Here is a 13780-nt window from a genome sequence, read left to right as displayed (position 1 = left end):
GGGCCGGCGCCGCGGGTGCTGCGGGGGCGGGGGACGTCTTCACGCCCTTGGCGGCGAGCTCGGCGGGGAAGTCCTCGCGGAGCTTGCGGACGACGGGGGGCTCGACGGTCGACGACGCCGACCGGACGAACTCGCCCATCTCCTGGAGCTTGGCCATGACGACCTTGCTCTCGATGCCGAGCTCCTTCGCGAGCTCGTAGACCCGGACCTTTGCCACGACTCTCCTGTCTCGGTCCGGGCCATGGACAGGCGCGGACCGTTATTACGGCTGTGGGGCGTTCATCGGTGCGATCTCATCGGGTGCTCATCAGCGTCAGACCCGCTTCCGGTGAGGACGGTGACTGGTGGACGTGAACTTCCTGCGACGTACTCGGCGAGGGCCGTGGTGTCCGGCACTCCGCTCCGGCGCAGGGCCCGAGGGAACGCCCGACGGCGCTCGGCGAGGTCGAGGCAGCTGGTCACGGGGTGCAACGAGGCGCCCCGGCCCGGCAGCCTGCGGTGCGGGTCCGGGACGACGGACCAGACACCGTCGACCTCGGCCGCGACCACTCGCAGCAGAACCGACCGGACATCTCGACCACGACATCCCACGCACGTCCGAACGGGCTCCGCGAGGGAGCCCGAACCGTCCGGGGGTTGCCGAACCGCGACACCGGCCTCTGGCAGTCTAGCGCGTCGGGAGGCCCGGCTCTTCCCGGGTATCGGGCGCGCCGCGCCCGGGAGGTCACCCGACGTCACCGGGAATCGGCCGCCGCGTCGCTCACGACGTCGGGGCGGATGTCGATCCGCCAGCCCGTCAGCTTGGCCGCGAGGCGGGCGTTCTGCCCCTCCTTGCCGATGGCCAGCGAGAGCTGGTAGTCGGGGACGACGACCCGCGCCGACCGGGCCGCGAGGTCGACGACCTCGACCGAGGTCACCTTCGCCGGCGACAGGGCCGCGGCGACGAACTTCGCCGGGTCCTCGTTCCAGTCGACGATGTCGATCTTCTCGCCGTGCAGCTCGTTGACGACGGCGCGCACCCGCTGCCCCATCGGCCCGATGCAGGCGCCCTTGGCATTGACGCCCGCGACCGTCGTCCGGACGGCGACCTTGGACCGGTGCCCCGCCTCCCGGGCGAGCGCGACGATCTCGACCGTGCCGTCGGCGATCTCCGGGACCTCGAGCGCGAAGAGCTTGCGGACGAGGTTCGGGTGCGTCCGGGAGACCGTGATCGACGGCCCCTTCATGCCCTTGCGGACACCCACGACGTAGCAGCGCAGCCGGCTGCCGTGCGTGTAGTCCTCCCCCGGCACCTGCTCCGGCGGCGGCAGCAGGGCCTCCAGGGTGCCGAGGTCGACGTGGACCATCTTCGGGTCGGCGCTCTGCTGGACGACGCCGGAGACGATGTCGCCCTCGCGCCCGCGGAACTCCCCGAGGATCTGCTCGTCCTCGGCGTCGCGCAGCCGCTGGAGGATCGTCTGGCGCGCGGTGGCCGCGGCGACCCGGCCGAAGCCCTCCGGGGTGTCGTCCCACTCGCGGACGACGACACCGCCCTCGCCGTGCTCCTGCGCCCACACGACGACGTGGCCGCTGAGGCGGTCGAGGACGACGCGGGCGTGCTGCTCCGCGCCCTCCGTCCGGTGGTAGGCGAGCAGGAGGGCCTGCTCGATCGTGCGCACCAGGACGTCGAAGGGGATCTCCTTCTCCCGCTCGAGCATCCGCAGCGCCGCCATGTCGATGTCCATCAGGCCTCCTCCCCGTCCTCGTCGTCCGTGTCGTCCGTGTCGTCGGTCTCGTCGTCCACGAGGTCGTCGTCCGCACCGGCGGGCTCGTCGGGCCGGTTGAACTCGACCTCGACCCGGCCCTTGCGCAGGTCGTCCCAGCCGAGCGGCCGGCCGTCGACGGTCACGCCGTCATCGCCGGCCTCGGTGAGCCGGCCGGCGACCGTGCCGCCGTCCGCGAGGGTCACGGTGACGAGCCGGCCGCGGGCCCGCAGCCAGTGCCGGCGCTCGGTGAGCGGCCGGTCGACGCCGGGCGAGGTCACCTCGAGCACGTACGGCGTCGCGCCCATGACGTCGCTGCTGTCGAGCGCCTCGGACACCGCGCGTGCTGCGCTCTCGACCGACTCGACGGGGACACCGCCGAGGACGTCGTCCGGGAGGTCGACGACCACCCGGAGCACCCGGCGGCGGCCGGCGGGCGTCACGGTGACGTCCTCGAGGACGAGCCCCGCCGACGTGACCGCGGCTGCGGCGACCGCACGGACCTGGTCCGGCGTCGTCGTGCCCATCGGTGCCTCCTCGTGTGCTGTTGTCCGCTCGTTGCTGCGACGGGCCAGACTACCCGGGCGGGGCCCGGCCCGGGTCACGGGCGCCGGCGGGGCCCGGCCCGGCGGGGCCACGGATCGTGGAATGATGCGCGACCGTGGGTGTCAGCAGCGAGGGCGGGACGGGCGGACCGCCGCGCCGCACGGTGCTCACCGCCCTCCCCGCCGCCTTCGCGCTCGCTGCGCTCGCCGCCTGCACCTCGGACGGCTCGACGCCGCCGCCGGACGGCTCGCAGGGGCCGGACGGCGGCCCGCGGACGCCGTCCGTGGACGACGTCGCCCGGCTGCGGACCGTCGCGACGACCCGCGAGCTGCTCGCCGCGGTGACCACCGCGACCGCCGTCCCGGCCGCTCTGCGGGCCGCCGTCGCCGACGACCACCGGGCGCACCTCACGGCGCTGGGCGCGACCGTCGAACCGCCGAGGACCGGCAGCGCCACGGGTACGGGCACCGGCGCGGCGCCCGCCTCGGCGGCTCCGGCCCCGACGCCGCCGCGCAGCGTCGTCCGCGACGAGGCGGACGCTGCCCGCGAGGCGCTCGCGGACGTCGGCGTCGTCGGCCGCGAGCTCGCCACGCTGCTCGTCCGCGTCGCGGCCGCCCGCGCGGCGCACGCCGACCTCGTGGCCCGCGCGGCCGACGTCCCCGCCGCGGGTGGCGTCACCGCCCCGCAGGCCTCCCCCACGTCGTCCGGCGCCTCGCCGACGGACCAGCCGACCGACCAGCCGACCGACCGGCCCACCGGCACCGACCAGCCCACCGGGACGGCGCTGCCGACCCTGACGCCCGCGCCGCGGGCGAGCCGGCCGGCCGCCGACCTCGACGCGCTCGCCCGGCTCGTCGAGGCCGAGCACGCGGCGGTGTTCGGCTACGCGGTCGTGGTCCCCCGGGTCCGCGACGGCCGCCGCAAGCGTGCGCAGGCGCTCTGGGACGCGCACCGCACGAGCCGTGACGTCCTCGAGGCGCAGGTCGTCGCCGCGGGCGCGGAACCGCCGGCCGCGCTGCCCGCGTACACCGTCGACGTCCCGTCGAGCGCCGCGGGCGCCGGCGACCTCGCGGCGTCCCTGGAGGCCGGGGTCGCCCGGGTCGCCGTGTGGGCCGCGGGCCGCGGCGGCGGCGACGTCCGGGTCCGGGCGGCGAACCTCGCGGTGACCGCGACCCGGCGCCGGGTCGAGTGGTCCGGCACGGTCCCGGCGTTCACCGAGTGACCCCCGCCGCGGCGCGTCAGCGGCGGACGAGCACGTCCCAGCCGAGCCGGACGACGAGGGCCGCCACGACGACGAGCAGCACCCCCCGGACGAACCGCGACCCGCGCGCGACCGCCGTCCGCGCGCCGAGGTAGCCGCCGAGGACGTTCGCCGCCCCCATGAGCAGCCCCGTCCGCCACAGCGGCGCGCCCTGCGGGACGAAGACGACGAGCGCCCCGAGGTTCGTCGCGACGTTGGCGATCTTCGCCGTCCCGCTCGCCTCGAGGAACGCGTAGCCGAGGACGGCGACGAGCGCGAGCACGAGGAACGCCCCCGTGCCGGGCCCGAAGATCCCGTCGTAGAACCCGAGCCCGACCCCGACCCCGGCCGCCGCGAGGGTGTGCCGGTGACCGCTGTGCCGCAGCGCGGTGACGGCGCCGAGGTCCGGCCGGCGCCACGTGTACAGGCCGGCCGCGACGAGCAGGACGAGCACGAGCGGCCTGAAGACCCCGGCCGGCAGCAGGCTCGCGCAGGCCGCACCCGCCGCCGAGCCGGCGAAGGCCGCGCCCGCGAGCGGCAGGACGGTCCGCAGGCTCGGCCGGATCCGGCGGGCGTACGTGATCGACGACGTCGTCGTGCCGCAGATGCTCGCGAGCTTGTTCGTCGCGAGGATCTGCGCCGGCGAGGCCCCGGGCAGCCCGATGAGCAGCGCCGGCAGCTGGATGAGCCCGCCGCCGCCGACGACCGCGTCGACCCAGCCCGCCGCGAGCGCGGCGACCGGGAGCCAGAGGTCAGGGTTCAGCGCGGGCCCTGCGGCGCGCCGGCGGCCCAGGCGTCGACGACGTCGAGGATCTCCACGAGCCGCTGGACGACGGCGTCCGGCTCGACGTCGACCGGCACCTGCTGGTCTGCGGGGATGTCCGAGTGCGGCACGAGGATCGCCCGCAGCCCGGCGCGCTGGGCGCCGTGGACGTCCTCGTAGGGCCGGTCCCCGACGTAGACGCACGCCCCCGGGTCGCTCTCCCCCACCGCGGCCATCGCCGCGGCGAACGCCTCGGGGTGCGGCTTGGCGTGCTCGATCTCCGAGCTGTAGACCGAGCCGTCGATGAGGTCGAGGACGCCGTCCCGGGCGAAGACCCCGTCGTGGTACTCCCGGGTCCAGATCGTGTTCGACAGCACGCCGACCTTGATGCCGCGGTCCTTGAGGCCGCCGAACAGGGGCGGGACGTCGGGGTCGGTGAAGGTGTGCGGCTCCCAGAACTCCTCGTACGCCGTGTGCGCGGCGCTGTGGCCCGGGTGGTCGGACTTCACCCCGGCCTCGGCGAGGATCTCGGCCATCCGGGCGCTGCCGCCCTCGTCGCGCTGGCGCAGCCAGGCCCGCTTCTCGGCGGCGAGGATCCGGTCCGCGAGTCCGGCGTCGCCGAAGTGCTCGGCGAACGAGCGCCACTGCGACGCGATGTCGACGGTGTGCCAGGGCGTCAGCGTGCCGCCCCAGTCGAAGATGACCGCGCGGACGGCGCCGCTCGCGTCGCCCGCCTCAGCCACGGACGACGGACACGAGGTGGCCGACGGCGTCCGCGACGGGGACCTCGACCCGCTCGCGGGTGCGCCGGTCCGTCACCTCGACGAGGCCCTCCCCGAGCTTCTGGCCGACGACGAGGATCGTCGGCATCCCGAGCAGCTCGGCGTCCTTGAGCTTGACGCCGTGGGAGACCTTGCGGCGGTCGTCGTACAGCACCCTGACGCCGGCCGCCTCGAGCTCGGCACTGATCCGGTCGGTCTCGGCGAAGACGGCCTCGTCCTTGCCGGAGGCGACGACGTGGACGTCGGCGGGCGCGACCTCGCGCGGCCAGATCAGCCCGAGGTCGTCGTAGCTCGACTCGACGATCGCCGCGACGGCGCGCGAGACGCCGATGCCGTAGGAGCCCATCGTCACGGTGACCCGCTTGCCGTTCTGGTCGAGCACCTGCAGCCCGAGGGCGTCGGCGTACTTGCGGCCGAGCTGGAAGATGTGGCCGATCTCGATGCCGCGCTTCATCTCCAGAGGGTGCCCGCAGTTCGGGCATGCGTCGTCCGCGCGGACCTCGGCGGCCTCGACCGTGCCGTCGGCCTCGAAGTCGCGACCGGCGACGAGGTCGAAGACGTGCCGGCCGGGCTCGTCGGCGCCGGTGACCCAGGCGGTCCCGGAGACGACGCGGGGGTCGAGCAGGTAGCGGATGCCGGACGCCTTCTTCTCGCCGAGCACGCCGGGGCCGATGTAGCCCTTGACGAGACTGGGGTTCTTCGCGAAGTCGGCCTCGGTGAACGCGTCGACCTCGGCGGGCGACACGGCCGCCTCGAGCCGCTTGAGGTCGACCTCGCGGTCGCCGGGCAGGCCGACGGCGAGGGGCTCGCGGGTCCCGTCGGGGAGCACCAGGGTGACGACGACGTTCTTCAGCGTGTCGGCGGCGGTCCACGCCCGGCCGTCGGCCCGGGGGTGCTTGTCGTTGGAGACGTTGACGAGCGTCTCGATGGTCGGGGTGTCGGGGGTGTCCTCGACGTGGGCCGCGGGCAGCCCCTCCCAGTCGATGGCGGGCGGCGCAGGCGTCCGGACGGCCTCGACGTTCGCCGCGAAGTCGCACGACGAGCAGCGGACGAAGGTGTCCTCGCCGACCTCGGTGGGCTGGAGGAACTCCTCGGACTTGCTGCCGCCCATGGCGCCGGACATCGCCGAGACGATGACGAAGTCGAGCCCGAGCCGGGTGAACGTCTTGATGTACGCGTCGCGGTGCTTGGCGTAGGAGACGTCGAGGCCGGCGTCGTCGACGTCGAAGGAGTAGGAGTCCTTCATGACGAACTCGCGCCCGCGCAGGATGCCGGCGCGGGGCCGGGCCTCGTCGCGGTACTTGAGCTGGATCTGGTAGATCGACAGCGGCAGGTCCTTGTACGAGGAGTACAGGTCCTTGACGAGCAAGGTGAACATCTCCTCGTGCGTCGGCCCGAGGAGCATGTCGTTGCCCTTGCGGTCCTTGAGCCGGAAGAGGTTGTCGCCGTACTCGGTCCAGCGGTTCGTCGCCTCGTAGGGGTCGCGGGGCAGCAGGGCGGGGAAGTGCACCTCCTGGAACCCCGCGGCGTCCATCTCCTCCCGGACGATCCGCTCGACGTTGCGGTAGGCGAGGTAGCCCAGCGGCAGCCAGGAGTAGATGCCCGGCGCCGCACGCCGGACGTACCCGGCACGGACGAGCAGCTTGTGGCTCGGGACCTCTGCGTCCGCCGGGTCCTCACGCAGGGTGCGCAGGAACAACGACGACATCCGCAACAGCACTGGGACCTCCTGGAGAAGTGACCCCAGAAGGCTACCCGCGACCACGGCCCTCGCCTGACGGGTTATCCGGCGGCGGCCCGGGCGAGCCGCTCCGCGGCGGCGCGGACTGCGGCGCGCAGCTCGGGCGGGTCGAGCACGTCGAGGTCCCACGGCAGGGTGGCGAGGTGCCCGACGAGCTGGCCCAGGTCGTTCGCGCCGGTCGTCAGGAGGCAGCGGTCGCCGGTGGCCTCGAGGCGCGCGACGGTCGCCGGGACGCGGGCCGCGACGTCCGCGACGGGGGCGTGCACCCGCACCCGGGCCTGCCACCGGTAGGGGGACGACGTGACCGCCTGCCCGACGAAGGCGGCGGCGTCCGGCGGGTCGTGGCGGGTGAAGCGGAAGGTCGTCACGTGGAGGTCGGCGATCCGGTCGACGCGCAGGGTGCGCCAGTCCTCGCGGCCCCGGTCGAACCCGAGCAGGTACCACCGGCGGCCGACGTGGACGAGACGGTACGGCTCGACGTCGCGCTCCCCCGTCGCGCCGCCGCCGTCGGTGTACGTCATGCGCACCCGGACGGCGTCCCGGCAGGCGGCGGCGAGCGCGGCGATCCGGTCCGGCGGGACAGCCGCGTCCCCGCTCGGCAGGGCGACCGACGCGGTCTGGACGGCGGTCAGCCGGTCCCGCAGGCGGGCGGGCAGCACCGGCTCCAGCTTCGCGAGGGCCCGGGCCGCGGCCGCGGCCATCTCCTCCCCCGGCGCGGTGCTGAGCGCCGCGGCGACGGCGACCGCCTCGTCGTCGTCGAGGAGCAGCGGCGGCAGCGCGGCGCCCCGGCCGAGCCGGTACCCGTTCTGCGCCGTCGCGTCGACCGGGTAGCCGAGGCTGCGCAGCCGGTCGACGTCGCGGCGGACGGTCCGGGTCGTCACGTCGAGCCGGGCGGCGAGCGCGGGGCCGCTCCAGTCCCGGTGCTCCTGGAGGAGCGACAGGAGCCGGAGCAGCCGGGCCGAGGTCTCGAGCACCCCGCCAGTATGGCTGCGCAGGCGGACCGAACCTGTCCGCCTGCCGTTCTAGCGTCGTCCCCATGACAGAGACCACGAACGCCCGCACCTCGACCGGCCTCGACTGGAACACCGCCCTGCTCGACCAGCTGACCTTCCACTGGGAGAACCAGCTCAGGCCCCGGCTGGCCGGCCTCACCGACGAGGAGTACCTCTGGGAACCGGTGCCCGGCTGCTGGAACGTCCGCCCGCGCGGCACGTCGACCGCGCCCGTGCAGGGCGGCTCCGGCGCGATGCTCATCGAGTTCGCGTTCCCCGAGCCCGACCCTGCCCCCGTGACGACGATCGCCTGGCGTCTCGGGCACGTGCTCGTGGGCGTCCTCGGCGCGCGCAACGCCGCGCACTTCGGCGGTGAGGCGTGCGACTACATGACCTACGACTACCCGGCGACGGCCGACGAGGCGCTGGCCCGGCTCGACGCGCAGTACGCGCAGTGGGTCGCCGGGGTGCGCTCGCTCGGCGGGGCCGACGTCCCCGGCGAGGGGCTGCTGCGGCCGTGCGGCCCGGCGGAGGGCCCGTACGCGGAGCTGTCGATGGCCGAGCTCGTGCTCCACATCCACCGCGAGCTGATCCACCACGGCGCCGAGATCGCGCTGCTGCGCGACCTCTACGCGCACGGGCACTGACGACCGGTCCTGCCCTGAGCACCGTGCGTCGCCGATGGGTGCACGGGTCCCGGCTCCGCCCCCGCATCGATGCACCCACGGCTGCGTCCGCCCGACCGTGCAGCCGTGGGTGCAGCGCGACGGGTGCAGCCCCGCGAGCGCCGCGACGTGGCGGCGACGCGTACCAAGCGGCGCTCAGAACAGGACGGTCGCGAACGTCCCCACGCGGCGGAAGCCGACCCGCTCGTACGTCCGGACGGCGCGCACGTTGTACCCGTTGACGTAGAGCGTCACGAGCGGGGCCACCTCGGCCTGGACGACCCGCGCCACCGCGGCCATCCCCGGCGCGGCCAGGCCGCGACCGCGGTGGCGCGGGTTGACCCAGACGCCCTGCACCTGGACGGCGCGCTGCGTCACGGACCCGAGCTCGGCCTTGAAGACGACCTCGCGGCGGCCGCCGGCCCCGGGGACGTCGTCGATCCGGACGAGGGAACGGCCGCCGGCGACGAGCGAGGTGACCTGCGCGTGGTAGAGCGCGCCGCCGTCCTGGGCGACCGGCGAGTAGCCGACCTCCTCGGTGAACATCGCGACGCACGCGGGGACCACGAGATCGAGCTCGTCGAGCCGGCTGCGCCGCACCCGCGGGTCGGGCGCCACGACCGGCGGGCCCTCGAGCGCCATGAGCGGCTGCTCCGCGCGGACCTCGCGGGCCGGGCCCCAGTACGGCTCGAGGCGGCGCCACAGCGCGAGGACGGCGTCCGCCGGGCCGACGATCGAGGAGCAGTTGCGGCCCTGCCGGCGGGCCCGGTCGGCGAACGCGTCGACGGCCTCCTCGTCGGCCTGGACCGGCACGAGGTTCGCCCCGGACCAGCACAGCGACGCCAGGCCGCGGCTGTCGTGGTAGCCCCAGAGCTCGCCGCCGCCCGCCCGGTTGCCGAACCCCGGGCCGCTCAGCCGGGCCGCGACGAAGAGGTTCGCCGCGACGTCCCGGTCGCACACGGCGAGCGCCTCGGCGACGTCGTGGCGGTCCAGGAGCCGCAGGGAGGAGCGGAGCACCCTCGCATCCTCCACCGCGCCCCCGCCCCAGAGCGAGAGGCCGCGCCCCGATCGGCTCAGCCGTCCCGTCATGCCTGCCCCGTCACCGTCGTCCGGACCACCCTCGCCCGACCATTCTGACAGCCCTCGCGCAGGCGTCCCGTCGGCTCGTCAGCGGGCGGCCGGCGGGTGCGGTCAGCCGACCGTGACGGACGGCGCGCCCTCGCCCGCGGTCTCGCCCATCTCCTCGGCCAGACGCATGGCCTCCTCGATGAGCGTCTCGACGATCTGCGCCTCGGGGACGGTCTTGACGACCTCGCCGCGGACGAAGATCTGGCCCTTACCGTTGCCGGACGCGACGCCGAGGTCGGCCTCGCGGGCCTCGCCCGGGCCGTTGACGACGCAGCCCATGACGGCGACCCGCAGCGGCACCTCGAGGCCGTCGAGACCGGCGGTCACGGCGTCCGCGAGCTTGTAGACGTCGACCTGAGCCCGCCCGCAGGACGGGCAGGAGACGATCTCGAGCTTGCGCGGGCGCAGGTTGAGCGACTGCAGGATCTGGATGCCGACCTTGACCTCCTCGACCGGCGGGGCCGAGAGCGAGACCCGGATCGTGTCGCCGATGCCCTGGCTGAGCAGCGCACCGAAGGCGACGGAGGACTTGATCGTGCCCTGGAACGCCGGGCCGGCCTCGGTGACGCCGAGGTGCAGCGGCCAGTCACCGGCCTCGGCGAGCAGCTGGTAGGCCTTGACCATGACGACGGGGTCGTTGTGCTTCACGGAGATCTTGAAGTCGTGGAAGCCGTGCTCCTCGAAGAGCGAGGCCTCCCAGACGGCGGACTCGACGAGGGCCTCGGGGGTGGCCTTGCCGTACTTCTCGAGGAGCCGCTTGTCGAGCGACCCCGCGTTGACCCCGATCCGGATCGAGACCCCGGCGTCGCCGGCGGCCTTGGCGATCTCCTTGACCTGGTCGTCGAACTGGCGGATGTTGCCCGGGTTCACCCGGACCGCCGCGCAGCCGGCGTCGATCGCCGCGAAGACGTACTTCGGCTGGAAGTGGATGTCCGCGATGACCGGGATCTGCGACTTGCGGGCGATCGCGGGCAGCGCCTCGGCGTCGTCCTGGCTCGGGCACGCGACCCGGACGATGTCGCACCCGGCGGCCGTCAGCTCGGCGATCTGCTGGAGCGTGGAGTTGACGTCCGACGTGAGGGTCGTCGTCATGGACTGCACCGACACGGGGGCGTCCCCGCCGACGAGGACCTTGCCGACCGAGATCTGCCGGGACTTGCGGCGCGGGCTGAGCACCGGCGGCGGCAGGGCGGGCAGACCGAGGTTCACGGACATGGGGTGACTTCGCCTCTCACGGGTGGTCGTGCGGGCGTCGGACGGCGCGCGCACGGGCCCCAGTATCTCCCGCCGGGGCACGCGCCACCCGCCGAGTCCGGGATCACCGGCACGCAGGTGACGCGGTCGACGCCGTCGTCAGCCGGTGATGCGGATCGGGTTGACGATGTCCGCGTAGATGAGCAGGACGGACATGCCGAGCAGCAGCGACGCGACGACGTACGTGAGCGGCAGCAGCCGCGCGATGTCGACGGGCCCCGGGTCCGGGCGGCGCAGCAGCCGGTTGACCCGGCGGCGCAGGCCCTCCCACAGCGCGCCGGCGACGTGCCCGCCGTCCAGCGGCAGCAGCGGGACGAGGTTGAACAGGAAGAGCGCGAGGTTGATGCCGGCCACGATCTGGACGGCGCCCGCGAACTTGTCGGAGAAGTTGATCGGGTTCTCCGGCGTGCCCTGGACGCTCGCGATCTCGCCGACGATCCGGCCCGCGCCGACGACGCTGATCGGGCCGTTCGGGTCGCGCTCGCCCTGGAAGGTCGCCGCCTTGACGACGCCGACCATCTTCGACGGGATGTTGACGATCGCGGCGGCGGTCTGGGCGATGAAGGTGCCGAACTGTGCGGGGACCTCGGTGAGCGCGAGCGTCTCGCGCACGGTCGTCGGCGAGACGCCGAGGAAGCCGACGGGGACGAGGACGTACCGGCCCTGGTCGTCGACGACGGGCAGCCCGTTGCCGTCGAGCTCGTAGCGGTTGTCCTTGATGAGCGTGACCTGCAGCGGCACCTGCGCGCCGGCCCGCTCGACGACGAGCGGCAGGGTGCGGCCGGGGTTGGCCCGGATCAGGCCCTGGAGGGTCGACCACTCCTCGATGCGGGTGCCGGCGAACTCGACGATCCGGTCGCCGGGCTGGATCCCGGCCGCGACCGCGGGGGTGGGCGCGCTCGTCGCGGTGCACTGGGGCGGCGCGGCGGCCTGCTCCTTCTTCGACGCGGCCACCGGGACGACGCACTTCGACACCGTGTCGACGACCGGCGTCTCACGGGACAGGCCGTACGTCGTCCACAGCAGGGTGAAGAGGACGGCGGCGATGAGCAGGTTCATCGTCGGGCCGCCGAGCATGACGACGACCCGCTTCGGCACCGAGCGCTGGTAGAAGAGCCGGTCGGCGTCCTCCGGCCCGATGTCGCGCTGCGCGTCGCTGCGGGCCTGGTCGACGAGCATCCCGAGCCGGCCGGTGGAGTCGACGCGCGCGGGCTGCCCGGGCTTGGGCGGGAACATCCCGAGCATCCGCACGTAGCCGCCGAGCGGGATCGCCTTGATGCCGTACTCGGTCTCGCCGCGCCGCCGCGACCACACGGTCGGGCCGAACCCGACCATGTACTGGCTGCACTTGATCCCGAAGCGCTTGGCGGGCACCAGGTGGCCGACCTCGTGCAGGGCGATCGACGCGGCGACGCACACCGCGTAGAACGCCACGCCGAGGGCGTAGATGCCGACGGACTCCACTACCGGTCCACCTCTCCCCCGCCCGCCGCCGCAGCGACGGACAGCACGTCCCGGGCCCGGTCCCGGGCCCAGGCGTCGGCGCCGAGGACGTCGTCCAGCCCGAGCGGTCCGGTCGCCCCGTCGTGGTCGTCGACGACCGCGGAGACGGTGTCGACGATCTCGACGAAGCGGATCCGGCCCCCCAGGAAGGCGTCGACGCACACCTCGTTCGCCGCGTTGTACACCGCAGGATACGTCCCGCCGAGCGCGCCGACCTTGCGCGCCAGCCGGACGGCCGGGAAGGCCTCGTCGTCGAGCGGCTCGAACGTCCAGGTCGCGGCCTGCGTCCAGTCGCAGCCGGCGGCGGCGCCCCTGACCCGTTCGGGCCAGCCGAGGGCCAGCGCGATCGGCAGCCGCATGTCGGGCGGCGAGCACTGCGCGACGGTCGACCCGTCGGTGAACTCGACCATCGAGTGGACGACGGACTGCGGGTGGACGACGACGTCGATCCGGTCGAAGTCGATCCCGAAGAGCAGGTGCGCCTCGATGACCTCCAGGCCCTTGTTGACGAGCGTCGCCGAGTTCGTCGTGATGACCGGACCCATCGCCCACGTCGGGTGCGCGAGCGCCTGCTCGGGGGTGACGTCGAGGAGGTCCTCCCGGGTGCGGCCACGGAACGGCCCGCCGCTCGCGGTGAGCACGAGCCGGGCGACCTCGTCGGCCCGGCCGGCCCGCAGGCACTGCGCGACGGCGCTGTGCTCGGAGTCCACCGGGAGGATCTGGCCGGGCTTGGCCGCGGCCGCGACGAGCGGGCCGCCGATGATGAGCGACTCCTTGTTCGCGAGCGCGAGGAGGCTGCCCGCCCGCAGCGCGGCGAGCGTGGGCCGCAGCCCGATGGCGCCGGTCATCCCGTTGAGGACGACGTCCGCGCCCGAGCCCGCGACGGTCGCCGCGGCGTCCGGGCCGGCGAGCACCTCGACCCGGGCGGCGCCGCGGTCGGCGAGCGCCTGCCGCAGCGGCTCCTCGGCCTCGGCCCGGGCGACGGCGACGGTCCGGACGCCGAGCGCGGCCGCCTGGTCGGCGAGCGCCTCGACCCGGGTGCCCTCGGCGGCGAGCGCCGCGACCCGCCAGCGGCCGGGCCGGTCGAGGACCACCTCGACGGCCTGCCGGCCGATGGAACCGGTGGACCCGAGGACGACGACCTCACGCACGTTCGACACGAAGGGATTGTCACAGACGTGCGAGTGCTGCGTTCGGGCGGTCTCTTGCCGGCCCGCGCAGGTCGGTGCAGTAACTTTCCGATCACTGCAACGAACTTTGTGTAATCGCCGCAGGTGGCAGATGGAGGGATCCGATGGCGGACGGCCGAGGGCACAGCCGGACGGCGCGTGGCGCGGTCCTCGCGGCGCTGCTGGCGCTCGCGGCACCGGTCACCGCGGCCGGCCCGGCGCACGCCGTCCCCGCCCCCGACGACCGCTCCCCGC

General features: G+C 74.5%; 14 protein-coding genes. 2 read left to right on the top strand and 12 right to left on the bottom strand.

What is annotated here, in order from left to right; translation table 11 throughout:
- The 4 genes from ECOMGDLI_RS13420 to rimP form a co-directional block, all read right to left on the bottom strand.
- The coding region (locus ECOMGDLI_RS13420) for a translation initiation factor IF-2 N-terminal domain-containing protein (protein WP_143447694.1) at nucleotides 1–217 on the bottom strand (217 nt) is incomplete at its 3' end.
- Nucleotides 218–279: 62 nt separating this feature from the next.
- Entirely contained in the window at nucleotides 280–591 is a 312-nt protein-coding gene (locus ECOMGDLI_RS13410; RefSeq protein ID WP_255392430.1) for a YlxR family protein, read from the bottom strand.
- Between the two features lie 143 nt (nucleotides 592–734).
- The gene (gene nusA, locus ECOMGDLI_RS13405; RefSeq protein WP_088317331.1) at nucleotides 735–1724 is read right to left on the bottom strand and encodes a transcription termination factor NusA; all 990 of its coding nucleotides are present in this window, start codon (nucleotides 1722–1724) and stop codon (nucleotides 735–737) included.
- The gene (gene rimP / locus ECOMGDLI_RS13400; protein WP_088317330.1) at nucleotides 1724–2269 is read right to left on the bottom strand and encodes a ribosome maturation factor RimP; all 546 of its coding nucleotides are present in this window, start codon (nucleotides 2267–2269) and stop codon (nucleotides 1724–1726) included. The genes nusA and rimP overlap by 1 nt, the downstream gene beginning before the upstream one ends.
- 134 nt (nucleotides 2270–2403) lie before the next feature.
- Between rimP and ECOMGDLI_RS13395 the strand changes: the two genes are divergently transcribed.
- Nucleotides 2404–3510: a DUF4439 domain-containing protein gene (locus ECOMGDLI_RS13395; protein WP_088317329.1), complete on the top strand. Its 1107-nt coding sequence runs from the start codon at nucleotides 2404–2406 to the stop codon at nucleotides 3508–3510.
- Between the two features lie 16 nt (nucleotides 3511–3526).
- Here the strand turns inward: ECOMGDLI_RS13395 and ECOMGDLI_RS13390 are convergent, their stop codons facing one another.
- The 4 genes from ECOMGDLI_RS13390 to ECOMGDLI_RS13375 all read right to left on the bottom strand — a co-directional run bounded on the left by ECOMGDLI_RS13390 (nucleotide 3527) and on the right by ECOMGDLI_RS13375 (nucleotide 7788).
- Nucleotides 3527–4291: a TSUP family transporter gene (locus tag ECOMGDLI_RS13390; protein ID WP_088317332.1), complete on the bottom strand. Its 765-nt coding sequence runs from the start codon at nucleotides 4289–4291 to the stop codon at nucleotides 3527–3529.
- Nucleotides 4288–5034, bottom strand: coding sequence for an HAD family hydrolase (locus ECOMGDLI_RS13385; protein WP_088317328.1), 747 nt, complete (start codon nucleotides 5032–5034; stop codon nucleotides 4288–4290). The genes ECOMGDLI_RS13390 and ECOMGDLI_RS13385 overlap by 4 nt, the downstream gene beginning before the upstream one ends.
- On the bottom strand, nucleotides 5027–6793 hold the full coding sequence (locus ECOMGDLI_RS13380) for a proline--tRNA ligase (RefSeq protein ID WP_088317327.1): 1767 nt from the start codon (nucleotides 6791–6793) through the stop codon (nucleotides 5027–5029). Before ECOMGDLI_RS13380 ends, ECOMGDLI_RS13385 begins: the two co-directional genes overlap by 8 nt.
- Nucleotides 6794–6855: 62 nt before the next feature.
- Nucleotides 6856–7788 (bottom strand): YafY family protein, encoded by a 933-nt coding sequence (locus ECOMGDLI_RS13375; RefSeq protein ID WP_088317326.1) that lies wholly within the window; start codon nucleotides 7786–7788, stop codon nucleotides 6856–6858.
- 62 nt (nucleotides 7789–7850) lie between these two features.
- Here ECOMGDLI_RS13375 and ECOMGDLI_RS13370 point away from each other — a divergent pair, with 62 nt between their 5' ends.
- The gene (locus ECOMGDLI_RS13370; RefSeq protein ID WP_088317325.1) at nucleotides 7851–8453 is read left to right on the top strand and encodes a DinB family protein; all 603 of its coding nucleotides are present in this window, start codon (nucleotides 7851–7853) and stop codon (nucleotides 8451–8453) included.
- Between the two features lie 174 nt (nucleotides 8454–8627).
- Here the strand turns inward: ECOMGDLI_RS13370 and ECOMGDLI_RS13365 are convergent, their stop codons facing one another.
- The 4 genes from ECOMGDLI_RS13365 to dxr form a co-directional block, all read right to left on the bottom strand.
- A complete protein-coding gene (locus tag ECOMGDLI_RS13365; RefSeq protein WP_233153443.1) occupies nucleotides 8628–9488 on the bottom strand; it encodes a GNAT family N-acetyltransferase in 861 nt (286 codons plus the stop codon).
- Nucleotides 9489–9662: 174 nt separating this feature from the next.
- The gene (gene ispG / locus ECOMGDLI_RS13360; RefSeq protein ID WP_088288589.1) at nucleotides 9663–10814 is read right to left on the bottom strand and encodes a flavodoxin-dependent (E)-4-hydroxy-3-methylbut-2-enyl-diphosphate synthase; all 1152 of its coding nucleotides are present in this window, start codon (nucleotides 10812–10814) and stop codon (nucleotides 9663–9665) included.
- Nucleotides 10815–10952: 138 nt separating this feature from the next.
- Nucleotides 10953–12317 carry an RIP metalloprotease gene (locus tag ECOMGDLI_RS13355; RefSeq protein WP_088317323.1) on the bottom strand — a complete coding sequence of 455 codons (1365 nt, stop codon included), beginning with the start codon at nucleotides 12315–12317 and terminating at the stop codon, nucleotides 10953–10955.
- Nucleotides 12317–13516, bottom strand: a complete 1200-nt coding sequence (gene dxr, locus ECOMGDLI_RS13350; protein ID WP_088317322.1) for a 1-deoxy-D-xylulose-5-phosphate reductoisomerase — start codon at nucleotides 13514–13516, stop codon at nucleotides 12317–12319. The genes ECOMGDLI_RS13355 and dxr overlap by 1 nt, the downstream gene beginning before the upstream one ends.
- Nucleotides 13517–13780 lie beyond the last annotated feature (264 nt).

Origin of the sequence: Kineosporia sp. R_H_3, from assembly GCF_002198675.1 — a bacterium.
Lineage (GTDB): Bacteria > Actinomycetota > Actinomycetes > Actinomycetales > Kineosporiaceae > R-H-3.
Note: the sequence above shows the minus strand (reverse complement) of the source record. Positions and strands in the feature narration are given on the sequence as shown.